Below are 19,408 nucleotides of genomic sequence, written 5' to 3' on the forward strand. Positions count from 1 at the left end.
CTCACTAGCACTTAAGATTAACAGCATACAAATTCTGATTATAATATGGATCGCGTTCATTCCAGCTCACATTTTCTCCAGAAACATATGGCAATGGATCATTAATGTCAACACTAATATTTGGACAATACACAACGGCTTCGCCCACACGTTCACACGCCAAGCAATAATTAATATGAGATATTTCAAAATCTAAAGCCTCATCTAATCCTTGCATCCTCTTAAAAACACTTATATCATAAGCAAAACACGTTGAACGCAACGCTAATACATTTCTCTGCATATTTAATCGATGCATATAACCCGTTAGATAATTTTTATATCCCGCAAATAAATCTCTGCACTCTCCTGATTTGAAGGTAATACCTGCACTGCAAACTCTTCTTTTGTAAATAATTCTGCCCCCAACAACCCCGACTCCGTCTCTTGCACAATTTACTATCAACTGTGTTAAATCTCTTTGCTTAATTCCACTAACCATATATCCAATAAAGATAACTTGATGAGCTTTCGCATCAAAAACAATACGATTTAGACTCTTCGCCGTCACCTTCCTTTTGACTTTCACTACCTCTATTTCTATGAACGGTAGGTCTTTAAAAGACATTTTATTCAAGGCAATCTCAATATCTTTGTTATCTTCTAGAACAATCAACACCTTTTTTTCGTTTTTCAAACCGTACTCTATTTCATAAAACCCGGGACTGTCCGTATGTCTCAGAACACCATTCTCTTGATTACGCGTTAAATGGTTTTCCAGTGCGTGTAATCCTGCCTCATAGGCATATTCCTTGCTTAGTGGATTATCCGCTGTAGAAGCATTATGAACTCGCCAATGATACAACACTTTGTCAATATGGCCTACTTCTCTTGAATAGTCAATCGTTCGTAGAATCAAATCATAGTCTTGTGCTCCTTCATACTTCGAATCAAGCCCACCTATCTTTTGAAGTACATCTCGTCTAATCATTAAGAAATGACAAATATAATTGTTCGCTCTAATCATTTCAAGACTAAAATCCGGTTTGAAATTAGGATCATAAAACCGACGGTTTCCACCATCCGAATCACTTTCCATTTTATCTTCATCGCAATATAATAACGCCTTACTTCCGTGAACATTTAAGTAATTCACATACTCATAAAGCGCATCTCTTTCTATTACATCATCATGATCTAATAAACCTATATATTCACCGCTTGCATGTTTAATTAATTCATTTGTATTTTCAGATATTCCAGAATTTCTAATTTCAAATACCTGAATACGTTTCTCTTCACCTATCGCCTTTAGGAGCGCGCTCTCCATCTCTTTATTCTCAGGGCTAGCATTCCCTAAAATTAATTCCCAATTCGAATAAGTTTGTGTACGAACTGAGTGAATCATTTCTCGTAAGAAGAGAGGATTAGTATTAAATAAAGGGACTATAATAGAAATTTGAGGCTGTGCCTCAAATTTCTTAATACTCTGCTCTTCCGCAATACTGTCGCTAATACGTTGAGAAAGCAACCATGACTGGTACTGGGAGTTCGTAGATAGCTTTTTATCCCTATACTTAGTATATACACTTTTAAACCCGTATCTTTTAACATATGCAAGCGTCTTTTTTACTTTATAAAACGAAAAAAACATATAAACTAACCCTTCATTTTTCTCCATTGTTGCTTTAATGGTTTGTGAAAACGCTTTGGCAAAACACGTTTTAGAAATTGCTTGATTTTCATCTTAATTGCTGCTCGTATGATACCCTTATGTGACAACATCATCCCTAACCAATTTAAGCTATCTTCATAATAAGGCCCTATCCCATTATATGAGAAATACTGACTAATGCCACGAATATAAAATTTTAAGTTGTTGTATTCTATCGCAGCAAATTTATCCGACATCAAAATACCTGGATAATATCCAGCATCCTGAACAACAAACGGGTATATTCGCTCAATTGCATGTAATAACGTTCCATCTATTTCATTTGGCTCCTCTGGAAAATCACTATAATTCCAATCCTGCTCAAATAAGGATTTCATAGCACAAGGTCTAAACCAGAACATTGTTCCTAATGGCGCTAAAGGTGGGCACCCTGCTGACATCGGAACAGATATTCCAAGATCCTCAGCTAGTTCTTTCGTAACATCAAAATTAGGCCCCCACTCTAGACCCATCGTTGGATAAAACTCCGCATGGTTAGGTTCTGGTGGCGAAAGCATACCTAGGTGTTCATTTGCAAAAAAAGTATTTATTACATTTCCAACAAAATCCTCATTCGAAAGCGTATTTTCAAAACATTTATACCCAAATGATGCTCCTACCGTCCCCGGCTTTACTTGAGCAGTTTTTTTATCATGAACAAAACACACTAAATCATAGTTCATAATAATATCCTTGACTCCTACTAGCAAAGCACTTACATCTCGACCTCGATTTTCGATCAGACGTACTTCCAATTTATTACATGGAAAATCCGCAAATCTTTCTTCAATCGCTTTCTTTTTTTCTGCTGTATCCGTCGTAAGATATATATCACTTTGTGTCGGCATTGCCGAAACTGAATGATAGGATTCCTCAAGTAAATCCGTAAAATAGATATGCATCACCAGGGCAACTTGTTTGCTTTGCAAATTCTCTTTCAATAGCTCTTTATCTAATAGATGTGTTGGCAATGTATACATTAATCCTAAAGTTCTAAATAAATCATATTGATTAACCCCTCGTATAACTGTCTGCCAAATCAAATCTGTATCATACTCTGTACCTTGATCTATAAAGTCAAACATTTCCCGAGTAGGCTCACCCGTTGTATTGCGCAATAAATCAGAATGCATATGGAAAAAACTACGTTTTTTAAAAATAGGACATCTTTTTTCAGCAAGTAACAACTTTGGACACATCATCAGAGGGTATCCACTGAATTGCCGTAAATCCTCCATTTCAACCGATATGTCCCACTTAAAGCCTAAATCCGCAAATTTTTTCGTAAAAATAGACTCGTGCTTTCCAACCGCTTGTTCATAATTTTCTATCATTGGCATCTCTTCCCAATAATTCTGAAACTCTTTTGAAGATACCAAACTCCTACGACACGCAATCCAATGTGATTGGATATGATCAGGTAAGTAACCATATGGCGAATACCCAAAAGGATCTCCCTCGTATTCAAAATATAACGTGATTCCCCAGAAATCCAAATCCTTTTTATCCATCTTTTCGAAAGTTTCCGAAAAAGAATAAATCGGCCCCATAATGGTACTGTTAGCCAAAATCACTTCATCATATTCATTAAGTTGATCCCAGCCCTTTGACATCAGCGCCTCTTTATAAGCCCAAACATCAAAACCTTTATTCTCTCGGACAATAACGTCTCCATATTTTGACAAAATTTTATTACCGTCTTCTGTCAACTTCCCATTACAAACTACAATTATTTCTGAGACACTTTTTTTTACATCATCCAAAAAGAATTCAACATATTTATCCACAATACCATCTGCATCGTAGAAAAAATATATCATTAACCGTTTTGCTTCACTTTTAATTATCATGCTTATTCTCCATTAGGTTTTTCACATACTACTATATATTTCACTCACTTCTTCTGTTTTGCCATCTGCAAGCATTTCTCCGTGACTTAACAAAATCGCTCTATCACAGATTTCTTTCACTTGCTCAATACTATGAGAAACAAATAATAGTGTTGTTCCCTTTGAGAGCATCTCTTGAATTCTTTTATGGCATTTTTGTTGAAAATTATAATCTCCTACTGATAAAATTTCATCTACTATCAAAATATCCGGCGTGTAAATGGTTGCAATGGCAAAGCCAAGTCTAGCAATCATACCTGAAGAAAAATTTTTAATCGGAACATCAAAAAAATCGTAAAGTTCTGAAAACTCAAGAATATTCTCTTCTTGCTTCCGCAACTCACTCTTAGAGTAACCGAGAATAGAACCATTCAGATACACATTTTCTCGAGCTGTAAGATCCATATCAAACCCTGCTCCTAATTCAATCATTGGTGCGATTGTTCCATACGTCTGAACAACGCCTTTTGTTGGTTTTAAAACCCCCGCAATAATTTTCAACAAAGTACTTTTCCCAGAACCGTTTTTCCCTATTAGCGCAACGGACTCTCCTCTTTTTATTTCAAAGTTGATATTCCGTAACGCCCAGAATTCATCATATGTTAATTTCTGTTTAAATTTCTTAATTAGATATTCTTTCAAACTATCAACATTTTCTTTATAAAGTCGAAATTGTATCGAAACATCATTTACGCGAACTACTGTATCTTGCATAACTGTCCTTCCTACATGACTAAACTCTTAAAATAAATTTATCCTGTTGTTTATAAAAAACATACAGGCCTACAACTAATGCAATCCCACAACTAACTAAACACTTAACATGAAGTACCATACTGGGAACCGCTCCATATAACACGACCTCACGAAACATTTCGATAATATTTGCTAAAGGATTTAACCCGACAATAATCTTAAGATAGTTCGGCAAAATATCTATTGGATAGAAAATAGGAGTTAAATACATCCAAGCGGTCACCAAGATGCTATAAAAATGTTGCATATCTCGAAAAACAACTACAATCGCTGATAAGAAAATTCCAAAGCCCAAAGCAAAAAGAAACACATATATAATGGGGAATATCACCAAAAAAATAGTTGGGTGTATTGGTGTTCTTGTAAAAACAACTACTACCAACAGTGCAATAAACGAGGTCATTAAGTTGACAAAAGTAGAACAAATTTTAGCTGTTGGGAAAATATATTTCGGCAAATATACCTTCTTGATTAAGGATGCATTTCCAAGTATTGACCCCATCGCCACATTTGTAGCTTCATTAAAGAAGTTGAAAATTAGTTGACCACACATTAAGTATACCGGGAAATTCTCAATATTCGCTCTAAACACATTTGAAAATACAACTGACAAAACCACCATCATTCCCAATGGGTTAAGCACTGACCATAACATCCCCAATACCGAACGACGATATTTTGTCTTAATATCCCTTCGTATCAACTCAAGTAGTAATTCTCGATATTTCATAAAATTATTGATATACTTTTTCATGCATTACTCCAATTATCTAATATCTGATAAAACAGGCCACTTTTGATCCTTTTCAGAGATATTCAGCTCCATTCCTTCGCTGATTGGCCAATCTATATCTAACGCTGGGTCATTATACAGAATTCCACCTTCGTCGTTTGCATGATAGAAATCCGAGCACTTATATGCAAACTCAGCACTATCGGATAATACCAAAAAACCATGTGCAAAATTTTTAGGAATAAAAAACTGCTTATGATTTTCTTCTGATAACAGTACCCCCTGCCATTGACCATATGTAGGCGATCCTTTTCTCAAATCAACAGCCACATCGTATACCTCGCCCCGTAAAACTCTGACGAGCTTATCTTGTGGGAAATTGATTTGAAAATGTAATCCGCGTAAAACACCTTTTGTCGAAGATGATTGATTATCTTGCACAAAAACTGTATCGATACCCGCTTTTTTAAAATCCTCAAGATTATATGACTCCATAAAGTAGCCACGTTTATCACCATGAATTGTTGGCGTAATAATTTTAAGCCCTTCAATTTCACATGTTTCCACTTGAATCTGTCCCATTTTTTTACCTCTTTCTTATAATCCTTCTGCAATCTCCATCAAATATTCACCATATCTTGTCTTTGCAAGCGGCTTTGCAAGTTCAATTAACTGTTCCTTATTGATGAATCCACGCTTATACGCAATTTCCTCAATACAGGAAATATATAGACCTTGCCTCTTTTGGAAAGCAGCCACAAAATCGGCGGCATCTAAAAGTGCATCGTGATTGCCTGTGTCCAACCATGCAAACCCTCTTCCTAGTGTCTCCACATACAGGTCTCCTCGACGCAAATATTCATTATTAATACTTGTAATCTCTAATTCACCTCGCGCAGAAGGCTTTGTATTTTTTGCGATCTCAACAACATCATTATCATAGAAATAAAGACCCGGGACCGCATAATTTGATCTCGGTCTCTCAGGTTTCTCTTCTATCGAAATAGCTTTGTTGTTTTCATCAAACTCCACTACACCGTACTCTCTAGGATCACGTACATAGTAACCAAAAATAGTCGCCCCTTTTTCCCGCGAAACAACATTCTTTAATATACGTGAAAAACTCTGCCCATAAAAGATATTATCTCCTAAAACTAAAGCTACATTATCCTGACCAATAAAATCTTCACCAATAATAAACGCCTCAGCCAGACCTCGCGGTTCTTCCTGAATAGCGTAAGATAGCTTTAACCCGAGTTGTGATCCATCTCCAAGTAATTCTTCAAAGACTTTGACATCACGGGGCGTCGAAATGATCAATATTTCATTTATTTCTGCTAGCATCAGTATGGATAGAGGATAGTAAATCATTGGTTTATCATATACTGGCATTATTTGCTTTGAAACCGCCTTTGTAAGTGGATATAATCTTGTTCCTGAACCTCCTGCCAAAATAATTCCTTTCACCGTTATTCCTCCTTTTTTCAAATCTTTTCAAAACATCCTATAAAGTATAACAAAATATACATCTAATAACAATATCAAAAGTATAAAGCCGCTAATATCCTACGGAAATTAGCGGCTTTATACTTACTCATCAAAATCTAATAATATGAATTTGGCAGAGCATTTCGATACACTTCTACATTATTTTTATAATACACACGACATGCGGCATAAGAACCACCACCCGTTGACCATGAAAATGGTTCAATCCTATCAAACCAGCCTGGATCATCTCCTACAATCTCTGCATAGAGTACATTCCCGTATGCAGACGTGCGAATTGTAACTGGGAAGTTAAAATCATTTCTAAACTTCAAATCCGAACTTCCTGTTGCTACCATCGCGTCTAAGCCACGTGGACAATAAGTTGACGGCACACTATGATTTTTTCTTTCCACAATCGTCATTCCGCTTCTAATTACAGCACCATATAGTGTTGTCGAGGCTTGACATACTCCGCCTCCCCAGCCTTGACCACCAACTACTCCTCCAATTACATATCCATTTCCTCCAGACCAAGGACCTGTTTGAAGTGAAAACGAAAAAGTCTGACCTGGCATAAGTGTAACACCATTACATCTATTCAGCGCTAACGCCATATTATGCCAACCGTTGGCATTATTTGTAGATTGAGTACTAAACGAGCCTAATACTTTTATAAAGCTTGCACTATACCCTAACGTATACGAACTTTCCACACCGTCACTTCGTCTAGCGGTCACATGTAACCAATAGTATCCCTGTGACTGCGGCTTCCATGTAGATGCATTCGAGCGACTCCAGTCACTTATTAAATACCACTTTTTATTTGTCACATCGTAATATTGCCACTTATACATTACGTCGCGATCATTTGTACTAACATTGGCTGCAATCCCATATGTTCGATTACCATCATAACGAACATAAATACCATTATGGCGTAAATACGGAGTTTCAATATTATAATATTGAAACTTCTCATCTAAAACGCTATTATTTTCATCAAGTAGTTGATAACAAACAGCATATTGCCTAACCTCTTTCGCTGTCCAAGTCGCCACCCCATCTACCATAGGCATTTCTGTCCAACTTCTTCCATCATAAACCAAGAAACGCTCTCTCTTCACTTGTTGGGTAAAATCCGAATACTCACCTGCAAAAGAAATCGACTTATTTACCCAATATGGAGACTTGGGATTAGCTGTATACGTCTGAATTTTAGGACCTACAACATGATACCCTATTGCTTTAGAAACACTTTCACCTGTACTGGTTCTTCCTTCTACATGAATCAAATAATCACCTGATTTTTTTGGTTTCCAGGATACCCAATTCCCTTTTCCGAATTTTCTAATGGTCGACCATGTTTGTGAACTTATATCATACACTTGCCATTTGAATTCAACATGCTTATCATTCGATTTATACGCCACCCCTAAATCAATCTGATTTTTTTGTTGAATTTGACATATCCCTTCAAATGTTAGATATTTTCCCGAATAATAAAAACTCTGAGTATACGACTTTTTTAATCCATTTGCCGCCTTCGCCTCAACATGTATCCAGTAACTTCCTTTTTTCTTCGGTTCCCAAGATACCCAATTCCCTTTATAGCTCTCGGAAATCGTTTCCCAGGTCTTTGTTTGTAAATTATAGGTTTTCCAAGTAAAACTTACATTTTTATCATTTGTTTTATAGGCGATTCCCAAATCATAATGATCGACTTTATCAAGTATATGTAGCGCTTGAAGTTCCAAACTAACACCTTCATAGAAATAACCTTGAGTGTACGTCACGCTTTTTCCATCAGTCAACTTCGCCTTTACGTGAAGCCAATAATTACCACGTGCTATAGGATGCCAAGTTACCCAGTTACCCTTCTGCCAATTTGCCACAGTTATCCATTTTTTTGTTTGCAAATCATAAATTTCAAACGCAAACAAAACATCTGGATCATTTGAATCATAAGCAACACCCAAGTCTATAGAACTGCCATTATTAATTATACAAAAGCCGTTAAGTTGCACACGTAATTCGATTCCGCGAGAAAGATTTTCGACTTCAGATGCAGTTATATCTTGCATACTGGATATATCATCTTTCTGCTGCTCGTCATTCACTAGCGATGTCGAAAACGAGGTGCTAACCCACATGTCTTTTTGGATATTCTCGCAAACACTTGTATCCGCAAACTGGCACTCTTTTAAATCTAGTTCTTTAAGTTGAACAAATTGATTTTTTAAGTACACATAGTCATCCCACGTAAAAGAATAATCTTTCGTAATGATGGCTAATTGCTCACATGCCAACAACCCCTCAATCACATTATCCTCGTACTTTGACAACTGTTGCTCCATGCCCTGTCCTTCTAATACTATTTCTTTCTTCAGCGTCAAAGTTTTAATTTCTGTCGGTGAATCCTGCGCTTGTACTATACTGCCCAAAGACAAACTACTAATTATTAATGATATCACCAAAACGAATGCCAACCCTCTTTTTCCCATCTATTAACCCTCTTCTTTTTGCAATTTTTAGACTTTTAAAGTCCCTGAATGATTTTCAGACCTTTAACTATACTCTCGCCGTAATCTTCAGCAGCAGCCCAACCTGTACCATATGGATTTTTCTTAATAGCAAGCCACTCTACATAGGGCGCTTTTCCGCGCAGATTATTTGACCACCGCTGATCTACCAACAGCTCACCTGACGGCAAAGGTTCTGTACTTGCATAACAATATAAATGTTGAATTTGAGCTTTAACTCCAGTTCTCACGTTTGCAAACACATTTCCCGGTTCACCATTTCCCGTTGCTCCGAGACCCGCAAAATTGAATTGCTCTGCTTTCACATCTCCACCATAGCGTAAGTAATTGGTTTCCAGCATAGCTTGAACAAAAGCAACTTCCGCCTTAACACCATACTTATTGGCCTCTTGGACATACATTGTACAGAACGCTTCTAACGTTGATGCATAATCAGACGGATTTTTTCCCGTAGGACACTTGTATCGATCCGTTGGAAAAGTTGCGCCTGATTTCTTATAATAATTGCAAAGTTGCTGAACACTAACCTCTGTTTTTCCTAAAATAGAATGCACATCTGTTATATGATAATGATACATTTTATTAAGAATTCTGCCATTAGGTAGTATAATTTGAAAACAAATATCATACTCTGAAGCTCGCGTTGGCGTCCACGTTGCTCGCTCAAGCTTATTAGAGGAGTAAATTTCATTCCACGTAACCCCATCGAAGTATATATACCGGAATATGGCCCCTTCTACATCCACCTTAGCAGAACCTAGCATTCCAATTACCGTTCCAACCGTTTGTGGATTACTTTTGTCTAATGTAAAACCCGTAATTTCCGCCTGATATGCAACCTCCGTCCCAACAGCGTAACTTTCCTTTAGACCGGATGCACTCGTAACCGTCACATTAACCAAATAAGTTCCCTCTTTTGTTGGAGTCCACTCTACTGCTGAGGTAGAGCTATCTTTTTTTACTGTGTTCCATACTTTCATATCATACACTTCATACGTGTATTTTAAGTCTGTATCTGTAGTGGTTACCTCCGTATTCAGAGTCACCTTCCCATACCTACTCAAGCTACTCGCAGTCAAGCTTTTGATTGTCAAGAACGGCCCCGTTATATCGTATCCCATAAAGCGATTTACTTCACGGCCTCCTGGCATCACCACTTGATAACACAAAGTATAGTTTCCAGCCTTTTGCGGTTTCCATACAGCATCTTTTTGACTTGTATCACTCGCTATCAAATTCCAAGTCTTTCCATCATAATAAATGTAACGATACGTCGCGTTCTGCATGTTGACGCTTGCTCGACCTGAGAGTGTAATTTCTTCACCTATCGCTCTAGGAGTATTTTTATCTACTGTAAATTTCGTGATATTGGCTGTGCCTACCACACTAGTTCCTACTGCGCGACTTTCCCTTGTACCCGACTTTCCTGTAACCGTTACATTCACCAGATACGTTCCCTCTTTTTTTGGAGTCCATTCTACTGCTGAGGTAGAGCTATCCCTTTTCACGGTGCTCCATGTTTTCATATCATACACTTCATACGTGTATTTTAGTTCTGTATCTGTAGAAGTCACTTTACTATTTAGCGTAATTTTTCCATCTCCGCTCAAGCCACTCACAGTTAAATTGTTGATTGTTAAAGATGGCCCTGTGATATCGTATCCCATAAAGCGATTTACTTCACGGCCTCCTGGCATCACCACTTGATAACACAAAGTATAGTTTCCAGCCTTTTGCGGTTTCCATACAGCATCTTTTTGACTTGTATCACTCGCTATCAAATTCCAAGTCTTTCCATCATAATAAATGTAACGATACGTCGCGTTCTGCATGTTGACGCTTGCTCGACCTGAGAGTGTAATTTCTTCACCTATCGCTCTAGGAGTATTTTTATCTACTGTAAATTTCGTGATATTGGCTGTGCCTACCACACTAGTTCCTACTGCGCGACTTTCCCTTGTACCCGACTTTCCTGTAACCGTTACATTCACCAGATACGTTCCCTCTTTTTTTGGAGTCCATTCTACTGCTGAGGTAGAGCTATCCCTTTTCACGGTGCTCCATGTTTTCATATCATACACTTCATACGTGTATTTTAGTTCTGTATCTGTAGAAGTCACTTTACTATTTAGCGTAATTTTTCCATCTCCGCTTAAGCTACTCACAGTTAAATTGTTGATTGTTAAAGATGGACCTGTAATATCGTATCCCATAAAACGATCTATATTACTTCCATCTGGCATAAGAATTTGGTAGCACAAGAGGTAGTTTCCCGCCTTTTGCGGCGTCCACATAACATCTTTCTGAACCTTAGAACTCGCTATCTCATTCCAACTCGTTCCATCGTAATATATATAGCGATAAGTAGGGCTCATAAAACTTATATCTGCGCGTCCTGACAATGTCATCTGACTACCAACCGTTTGAGGAGTAGATTTGTTTGCTGTGAAACTCAAAATACTGGCATTTGCCTTTACCTCTGTCCCCCATGCAAGACTTGTTTTTTCTCCATACTTCCCTTTCACTGTTAAATTAATCAAATATTGCCCAGTCTTGCTTGGTTTCCATTCAACTTTTGAATTTTCACTCTCCGTCACCAAACCTTTCCAGGTATTCATATCATATACCTCATAAGTATATTTCAAATCTCGATCAGTGCTTTCAATTTCGCTGTCAATAGTGATTTTGCCATTACTAATCTCACTAAAATTCAGGGACTTTATCTTCGTAATTGCCGGTTTCACACTCATCGATTGAGCATAACTCCAAAGTGGTTCCGTTGTACCATCTACACGTAGTGCTTCAAGAAGAATCGTACCATCGGTAAAACTTCTGTCTGCCGTCCAAGTTCGTATCATATCCTTAGAACTCGAACTAAGTTCAACCCAATTTCCATTACCTGGATTGCAGATTACACGGTAACTCTTATACTGGCTCGAATTTTCTATATATTCAGTTTTAATTTGAAAAGTAACAGTATCTCCAATCGTTACATTTCTACTCGGCTTAATCATTAATGCGCATTCTTTAGTTAAGCCAAAAAAACTAGCTATCGCATTGGCATTGGCAATTCCAAGCTTCTCTGGTTCACGAAGTCTCGCAGCATCTGAGGCGTTTGTTAGGAAGCCATGCTCCACTAACACAGCCGGAATACCAACTGCCTTACATTCTCTAATTACATAAAACGCATCATCTCCAGAACCATCGCTCGAATACCCCTCTTTGATTCCTCTGTTATCGAACCCTAATGCAACAAGCTCATTTTGAATTAGCTGAGCGACGTTTTTCCCAGAGTTATGGACACTACTATTATGATTCGAATTCGGATAATATACTTCAGCACCGGATGCTGAACTAGATGCAGAATTATTATGTAGACAAACAAACAAGTCAGCTCCAGCATCTTTAGCAATCTGAACCCTCGCTTCAAGATCTGCAGCTGTATCCGCCCCAAGATGCACATCAGTAGTTCTTGTTAACACCACTTCAACGCCGGCGTATTGTTGCAATTCGTCTCTGCAGGCCAATGCAATTGCAAGATTCACTTGACTCTCAACCAGACCATTCCCACTTGCTCCTGGATCACGCCCACCATGCCCCGGATCTAAGACAACAACAATATTTCCATTTGCCGAACGAGATAATACGTTTCTTGATAATTCATTATTGTTTAACTTTACTGCATTCGACTCAAGTGTCGCTTCTACAGCCGTTTCAACATCCTCTTCACCCGACAAGTCTATAACAGAGGCGCTAATATCTTCTTCTACTATTTCAGCCCCGAGCGCAACATTGAAAGTTGCTTCGATTCCAGCCTCAGACAAAACGATCTCTTGTGTCACTCCGTCAACTGACACGCAAAACGAATCTAACGTAAAGACTCCTATATTCTCAACATCATATGTATTCGTAAAAACAATAATCTCTTTTTCTATACGACTAGGAGTCAATTTATCAGTGCTCCCATCTGGGCAACTAACCTTCAACTCTATATTATTCAGATTTTCTGAACCATCACCAAAAGAAACGACTATATTCTGTTGTTGATTTGGAGCAATCGACGGACTTTCGATATATAAATAATTTATCCTTCCCTGTTCTCTAATCACATCTATTTCTTGTTGCGGCTCTGCCACCTCAGCATTAGGATTTGACTCTGCATCACCCTCATTCAAAACCGGAACCTCGTTGTTCTCTCCGATTAAATCCTGTTTATCTTGTACGACATCACCACTCTCTACTGCGAAAACAGCTTGAAAACTTCCCACTGTAAAAACCATAGCAAAAATAAGTATTACCGATACAACTCTTTTCATCGCATTATTGCTCCCTTTTGTTTTTTGATTCATAATACTCCCCTTTACACTTGTAAAACGTCATTCTTATCTAGTGTGAATTATAACAAACATCATTTTTTTTGTCCATTAAATTCCTCTAAAGTAAATCGAGAGCATCTTATGGTTCAATTCTCATCCATTAGATACTCTCGATCTACTTATTATCAGTTGTAAAACTTACTTTCTCAATACACAGAACTTATAAACCAACTTCTTTTCCATACATATTCATACACAAATCACCTTTTACATCTTTCCCGCCTACCGTTGTCTGGTTATCATCTGTATTTAGGTTTATTTTAATTTTTAACGGAGTATCCTTTCCATTCGTCCCATATATTTTCACTAAATATGTTTTATCTTTATCCAGCACCATATCTGCTAACTCGAATTTTGCAACACCATTTTCCATTAGATTTGCTGCGCTCTCATAGTGGCCCAAAAGTTCGTCTTCTAAATAAATATCAAAATTTACCGCAGAATAATCTATCCACTCAAAAGCAATATCTGCAAAGGCAACCTCAACGCTTTCTACCTGAAGCGTTTTATCTAGCCTTATCTTTTCACAAGCTACTTGCCCTTCCTGCAAAAGATTATTTTCCAAGTCAATACTAGCTTCTGCTGATACAGAATAAACCATGTTCTTGCCTGGAATTACAACCAACAAAAGCATCATCCCTATCAGCATACACGGAACAGCACAACGACTCCAAACGACACTTCTTTCCACTGTTTCTTGATTTTTAAGTTTCATCGGCAAGTTGCGAAAAACTTTTGACGGGTAATTGATGATAAAAAATGCAATTACACATGCAACTAATGCACCAAATGCAAAGTTGATATATTTATCAAGCCCAAGCGTTCTAAACAAATCATTTATCGTTGTAAACCTTGCGCTCCGCCCTTCTGGGTAGAAGACTCCAAACAGCATTCGCGTCATTGTGGATTGCCCAAAAACCCAGTAATTAATTACAATAGAAACAAATAAAAGAATCGCACTTATTATCGTTTCCAAGAGGATGTTTAACTTAAAAAAACGAGGATTCATAAAAATTACAAGTAGAATAAAAGGACTAATAAGAACCATCCAATATGGATTAAATAGAATCAGCGTCATCAGACCAACAAATGCAACAGTCGCAATATATACAGCATAATATCCTAATTCACGTTCATCTTTTGCCTCCATAATATATGCATAAATAAATAACCCAACAATAAACACAATAAATATAGGCAGAACATACACTTCATATTGCCATGTAAACCCTGTTGTCTGTAGACGATTAATTAATAGTGACGAAAAACTTTTTGTAGATATTTGATAAAATACGTTACTACTAAATATCAACTTACATGCTATAAGTCCCGAAACTCCTAAAATACACTGCCCTAATATCCTTATTATCTTTTTTTCCTTTAGCAAAACTAACGGAATAAAAATAAATAGCGAAAACATCTTTAACGTATTTGCCAAAATAAAATAAAGAATAAATTTTCTTTTTTCCCCTCTTACATATGCCTTCATTCCTAAAAGCATTACAAAAACAGAAATTATATCATATTGAACGATTACAAAACAAGGTATAACCAGAGTTGTACTGGTCAAAAAAAAGAAAACAATCCATTTTGACCTTTTCTTTTCAATCCCTAGTTCTCTTGCCAGCAAATAAAGTGCTCGAGCCGTCAACACTACAAACAAGACCACCATTAACTTAGACCAAAGCATACACGGAAAGGATGCGAGATAATCTATACCCGTCATTTTAAACACCAAATAAATCGGTATATTCCATACCGCAAAGATAACATAAATAGGTATATCATAAACAGCAGGATGTCCGAAAGTGTTGTTCTCTATCGCAATTTGATAAAAATCAAAAAAACGACCTTGCAAAACACTATCTATAAGGTTAAAAGAATGTTCAATCGTTGCTTGAATATCTCCGTATAGAAAAAAAGCCGTTCCAAACAACAACACTATAAGCATCAATCCCCACTCTAGCTTAGATGGCTCTTCTGTGGATTTCCACCACTTTTTTCCCGCTTCATATCGTCTTGCTATATTCATCATGAGCCCTTCCTTTACGACTTATTCTCCGCATTATCAAAATTAATTTTTCTTCCAATTACAATCCTTGGTTTATGAACCGTTTTACCATTAATATTCAATATATACTCTCCTAGGATTCCGATAAAAAAAAGTTGAATGGCTCCCAAGAAGAAAATACCAACCATCAATGATGCCATCCCTGCTGGATACGTATTCCAATGTAAAAGCTTGTTCACAAAAACCCACACCGCAACACCGACGCATATCACCGCGATTATCATTGCGATAAAAGTTGCTAGTCGCATCAATAATTTAGTAGATGATGTAATGCCTTGCATTGCAAAATCATAGTTTCTTAAAAAATTAAAATTCGATTTACCACGATCGCTTTTATCTTGCTCATACGGAACGATTTCCAGTTCCATTCCATACTCTGCTACAATCGCTTTAAAATATGGTTGAATATCATCAATTTCCTCAAGAACATTAATAAATTCCCTGTCATATAATCCATATCCCGTAAATCGATCAATTTGTTTTGTATCAGAAAACCAATCTATTATTTTATAATACAAAAAGCGCATAAATGTCATAAATATTCCTTCATCGCTTTTACTTCTCTGCCCGATAACTACCTTCTTTCCCTTTTCCCACTTCTCAACAAATTTGGGGAGATTTTCTGGCGGATCCTGCAAGTCTCCAAACAGTAAAAAAACTGCATCGCCTTTACCGTAGGTGAGCGACGAAAAAACATTTCTATGAAAACCAAAGTTGCGTGCGTTAAATACCGCTTTAACATTCTTGTCTTTCATGCATAGCTCTTCTATCTTTGTCCTTGTTTCATCTTGTGAATAATCATCAACAAAAATAATTTCATATCGATAAGCTGACAACTGGTCCTTGAACACTTTAGTTATTCGATCATACATTTTATCAATACTTTGTTCTTCATTATAGCAAGGTATTACAACACTAATTAATTTCGTCATATAATTTCAAATTCTTGGTTACACACGTAAACCATCATTTCCTTTCAAATTTTATTCTATTCGAACACCTACATTTTAGTAGCAGATAAGTATCGTTTCAAAGCATCCTCCCAACACGGTAAACGCGTGAAACCATTTTCGCTTAACTTACTTTTATCTAGTCTACTATTGCTCGGTCGCTTGGCCGCAGCTTTGTATGTATCACTCGAGACAGGCAAAACATTCACATTCATCTTACTTATTTCAAATATTGCCTTTGCAAATTCATACCAGCTACACACTCCCTCATTAGTCGCGTGATACCGGCCATATTTTTCACTCTCTATCATATCGGCTAATAATATAGATAGATCAATCGTATATGTTGGTGACCCTACTTGATCATCGACAACGTTAATCTCTTGTCGTTCACTACCTAAACGCAACATAGTTTTAATAAAATTCTTCCCACTTAATCCAAATACCCATGCTGTGCGAACTATAAAATAATTATCTAGATTCTGTTCAATATATTCTTCAGCCTTACATTTCGTTTCACCGTACACATTTAACGGATGTCTTTCATCATCTGGTTTCCAATAATGTGTGCCTTCACCATCAAACACGTAGTCAGTACTTAGAAATAACAGTTTTGCTCTGACTTCCTTACATGCATCTACGATAAATTGAGTTGCAAGCGTATTTATCTCCCAGCATAGTTCTGGATTTTCCTCTGCTGCATCCACAGCTGTATACGCAGCACAATGAATTACTGCGTCGACATTATTATCACAAATCACTTTCTGAATTGCATTCTTATCTGTAATATCTACCGTATCTATATCTATACCTATAACAGCGTGTTTTCTTTTTTGAAGCTCCGTACTCAAATCTGTTCCCAATTGCCCTTTGGCTCCTGTGATCAATATTTTCATTAGCGTTCCTTTCTACGGCCACAAATATTAGTGTTTATACATCTCCTCATAGTACTTCTGATAGTCGCCACTAGTTATACGATTCATCCAGTCTTCATTTTCAAAAAACCACTTGATAGTCAGTTTTATTCCATCCTCAAATTTGGTTTCTGGATACCATCCTATTTCTTTAATAATCTTATCTGGCGCAATGGCATATCTACGATCGTGTCCCTTGCGATCCTCTACATATGTGATCAAGCTCTCACTCACATTTGCTTTCCGCGGATCATTATCAGGAAGCATTTCTCTAAGAGTATCTAAAATAATATGGATAATCTCAATATTCTGCTTTTCATTATGTCCCCCAATATTATACGTCTCAAAAAGCTTGCCCTTTTCCTGAACCATATCAATTCCCTTTGCATGGTCTTCAACATATAACCAATCTCTTACATTCTTTCCATCACCATAAACCGGCAATTTTTTTCCTTGAAGTGCATTATTAATAATAAGTGGAATCAGCTTTTCCGGGAACTGATACGGACCATAGTTATTACTTGTATTTGTAATATTTGCTGGGAATTTATATGTGTCCATATAAGATTTTACCAACATGTCTGAAGAAGCTTTGCTTGCCGAATAAGGACTATGTGGATCATAAGGTGTCGTTTCATAAAAGAATCCTTCATCCCCCAGTGATCCGTATACTTCATCTGTTGATACATGCAAGAATTTCTTTCCTTCTTTATATACGTTGTCTCCTATTTCCCACGCCGCCTTAGCAGCATTAAGCATAACTAATGTACCTAAGACATTTGTTTTGACAAACACGTCCGGATTTTTAATACTTCGATCAACATGGCTTTCTGCTGCGAAATGAACCACTCTATCGATATCATTCTCTTCAAATACTTTGTTTATTGCCTCAGCATCACATATGTCAGCATGAACAAATGAATAATTCTCTTGTTTCTCCACAGCTCGAAGGTTCTCCAAGTTACCCGCATATGTCAATTTATCAACGTTGATAATTCTAATTTCTTGTCCATATTTTCTAAACATATATAAAATATAATTTGATCCAATAAAACCCGCTCCACCTGTTACTAGATATGTTTTTTGTTTTCTTTCCATCTAACCGTCCTCCTATAATTTATGACCATTTACTCATTATCTTATTAATCTTCGTTGCGTCTCCATATATTTCTGGCGAATCATACGCTCTATCAGGAAAAGCACCGTACTCTGGTCTAATCTTAAAATTATGCTCTTCAATAAATTGCATAACCCTATCTGCAAGCGATACTGGTTTTCCTGTACAGCAATTAATAATTCCACTCACTTCATCTTGAATAGAAGCACATGCAATCTGCTTTGCCAACTCATCGACAGTAATAAAGTCATAGCGATTTTTCCCTGAAGTAAATGGGAATTTCTCTTGTCCTTCTCTCTCCCATTTAATTATTTTCCCGAATATAGAGCCACTGCGCTCGTCATCTCCAAGAATATAATATGCTCTAAGCCATTTTATATTCGTCTTATTCTCACCTAACAGAAAAGCCGCTTGCCGCAAAGCATTCTTAGAAATACCATACATCGACCTTGGATTTGTAGGCGTATTTTCATCTATAGCACCTTCCCAATAGCCTACCTCATGCATGCTCCCCATAACAGATAAACTTGGCAATCCACCAGCAACCATATTTTTGACAAAGGTATAATGAGCGCTCAAGTCCTCCATATGACTATCTGCCGCGTGATTAAAGCCATTTCTCCATGCCATGTGGATACACACATCTGGTTTTCCTAGCTTTTCATATATATCCTCATCACCATCGAACAGCGACATCTCTATCAACTCTGCCCTTTGATCTATACCGTCCAGTCTAATGTCAACTGCCGATACTTCCATTCCTAAATCCAATAAAGTTTTTACAACATGTCGGCCTATATACCCGCCAGCACCCGTTACTAATACCTTTTTCTTTTTCATGTATTTGTCTCCTCTTATTTAAAGATTCTACGCACACG

13 protein-coding genes are annotated in these 19,408 nt (G+C 37.1%); all 13 read right to left on the minus strand.

Going from position 1 to position 19,408, the window contains the following annotated elements; translation table 11 throughout:
• Positions 1-4: 4 nt before the first annotated feature.
• The 13 genes from NHH16_RS00160 to NHH16_RS00220 all read right to left on the minus strand — a co-directional run bounded on the left by NHH16_RS00160 (position 5) and on the right by NHH16_RS00220 (position 19,370).
• Positions 5-1,660, minus strand: a complete 1,656-nt coding sequence (locus NHH16_RS00160) for a glycosyltransferase family 2 protein (RefSeq protein WP_262067572.1) — start codon at positions 1,658-1,660, stop codon at positions 5-7.
• Positions 1,639-3,543: a rhamnan synthesis F family protein gene (locus NHH16_RS00165; protein WP_262067573.1), complete on the minus strand. Its 1,905-nt coding sequence runs from the start codon at positions 3,541-3,543 to the stop codon at positions 1,639-1,641. The genes NHH16_RS00160 and NHH16_RS00165 overlap by 22 nt, the downstream gene beginning before the upstream one ends.
• A gap of 21 nt (positions 3,544-3,564) precedes the next feature.
• Positions 3,565-4,296: an ABC transporter ATP-binding protein gene (locus NHH16_RS00170; RefSeq protein ID WP_262067574.1), complete on the minus strand. Its 732-nt coding sequence runs from the start codon at positions 4,294-4,296 to the stop codon at positions 3,565-3,567.
• A gap of 19 nt (positions 4,297-4,315) precedes the next feature.
• Entirely contained in the window at positions 4,316-5,092 is a 777-nt protein-coding gene (locus NHH16_RS00175) for an ABC transporter permease (RefSeq protein WP_262067575.1), read from the minus strand.
• Between the two features lie 12 nt (positions 5,093-5,104).
• Positions 5,105-5,653, minus strand: a complete 549-nt coding sequence (gene rfbC, locus NHH16_RS00180; RefSeq protein WP_262067576.1) for a dTDP-4-dehydrorhamnose 3,5-epimerase — start codon at positions 5,651-5,653, stop codon at positions 5,105-5,107.
• 15 nt (positions 5,654-5,668) lie between these two features.
• Positions 5,669-6,538 carry a glucose-1-phosphate thymidylyltransferase RfbA gene (gene rfbA, locus NHH16_RS00185; RefSeq protein ID WP_262067577.1) on the minus strand — a complete coding sequence of 290 codons (870 nt, stop codon included), beginning with the start codon at positions 6,536-6,538 and terminating at the stop codon, positions 5,669-5,671.
• Between the two features lie 137 nt (positions 6,539-6,675).
• Positions 6,676-9,063, minus strand: coding sequence for a VanW family protein (locus NHH16_RS00190; RefSeq protein ID WP_262067578.1), 2,388 nt, complete (start codon positions 9,061-9,063; stop codon positions 6,676-6,678).
• 35 nt (positions 9,064-9,098) lie between these two features.
• Entirely contained in the window at positions 9,099-13,451 is a 4,353-nt protein-coding gene (locus tag NHH16_RS00195; protein ID WP_262067579.1) for an N-acetylmuramoyl-L-alanine amidase, read from the minus strand.
• Between the two features lie 187 nt (positions 13,452-13,638).
• Entirely contained in the window at positions 13,639-15,513 is a 1,875-nt protein-coding gene (locus tag NHH16_RS00200) for a hypothetical protein (protein WP_262067580.1), read from the minus strand.
• Between the two features lie 11 nt (positions 15,514-15,524).
• Positions 15,525-16,481 carry a glycosyltransferase family 2 protein gene (locus NHH16_RS00205; protein WP_262067581.1) on the minus strand — a complete coding sequence of 319 codons (957 nt, stop codon included), beginning with the start codon at positions 16,479-16,481 and terminating at the stop codon, positions 15,525-15,527.
• A gap of 68 nt (positions 16,482-16,549) precedes the next feature.
• Positions 16,550-17,395, minus strand: a complete 846-nt coding sequence (gene rfbD, locus NHH16_RS00210) for a dTDP-4-dehydrorhamnose reductase (protein WP_262067582.1) — start codon at positions 17,393-17,395, stop codon at positions 16,550-16,552.
• A gap of 27 nt (positions 17,396-17,422) precedes the next feature.
• A complete protein-coding gene (rfbB, locus tag NHH16_RS00215) occupies positions 17,423-18,511 on the minus strand; it encodes a dTDP-glucose 4,6-dehydratase (RefSeq protein WP_262067583.1) in 1,089 nt (362 codons plus the stop codon).
• Positions 18,512-18,530: 19 nt separating this feature from the next.
• Entirely contained in the window at positions 18,531-19,370 is an 840-nt protein-coding gene (locus tag NHH16_RS00220; RefSeq protein WP_262067584.1) for an NAD-dependent epimerase/dehydratase family protein, read from the minus strand.
• Positions 19,371-19,408 lie beyond the last annotated feature (38 nt).

The sequence above is a fragment of the Ohessyouella blattaphilus genome (genome assembly GCF_024721265.1).
GTDB lineage: Bacteria > Bacillota > Clostridia > Lachnospirales > Lachnospiraceae > Aequitasia > Aequitasia blattaphilus_A.

Coding starts and splice junctions, on each gene's coding strand:
- NHH16_RS00160 (WP_262067572.1), bottom strand. CDS start 1,660: ATGGAGAAAAATGAAGGGTTAGTTTATATGTTTTTTTCGTTTTATAAA.
- NHH16_RS00165 (WP_262067573.1), bottom strand. CDS start 3,543: ATGATAATTAAAAGTGAAGCAAAACGGTTAATGATATATTTTTTCTAC.
- NHH16_RS00170 (WP_262067574.1), bottom strand. CDS start 4,296: ATGCAAGATACAGTAGTTCGCGTAAATGATGTTTCGATACAATTTCGA.
- NHH16_RS00175 (WP_262067575.1), bottom strand. CDS start 5,092: ATGAAAAAGTATATCAATAATTTTATGAAATATCGAGAATTACTACTT.
- rfbC (WP_262067576.1), bottom strand. CDS start 5,653: ATGGGACAGATTCAAGTGGAAACATGTGAAATTGAAGGGCTTAAAATT.
- NHH16_RS00190 (WP_262067578.1), bottom strand. CDS start 9,063: ATGGGAAAAAGAGGGTTGGCATTCGTTTTGGTGATATCATTAATAATT.
- NHH16_RS00195 (WP_262067579.1), bottom strand. CDS start 13,451: ATGAATCAAAAAACAAAAGGGAGCAATAATGCGATGAAAAGAGTTGTA.
- NHH16_RS00200 (WP_262067580.1), bottom strand. CDS start 15,513: ATGATGAATATAGCAAGACGATATGAAGCGGGAAAAAAGTGGTGGAAA.
- NHH16_RS00205 (WP_262067581.1), bottom strand. CDS start 16,481: ATGACGAAATTAATTAGTGTTGTAATACCTTGCTATAATGAAGAACAA.
- rfbD (WP_262067582.1), bottom strand. CDS start 17,395: ATGAAAATATTGATCACAGGAGCCAAAGGGCAATTGGGAACAGATTTG.
- rfbB (WP_262067583.1), bottom strand. CDS start 18,511: ATGGAAAGAAAACAAAAAACATATCTAGTAACAGGTGGAGCGGGTTTT.
- NHH16_RS00220 (WP_262067584.1), bottom strand. CDS start 19,370: ATGAAAAAGAAAAAGGTATTAGTAACGGGTGCTGGCGGGTATATAGGC.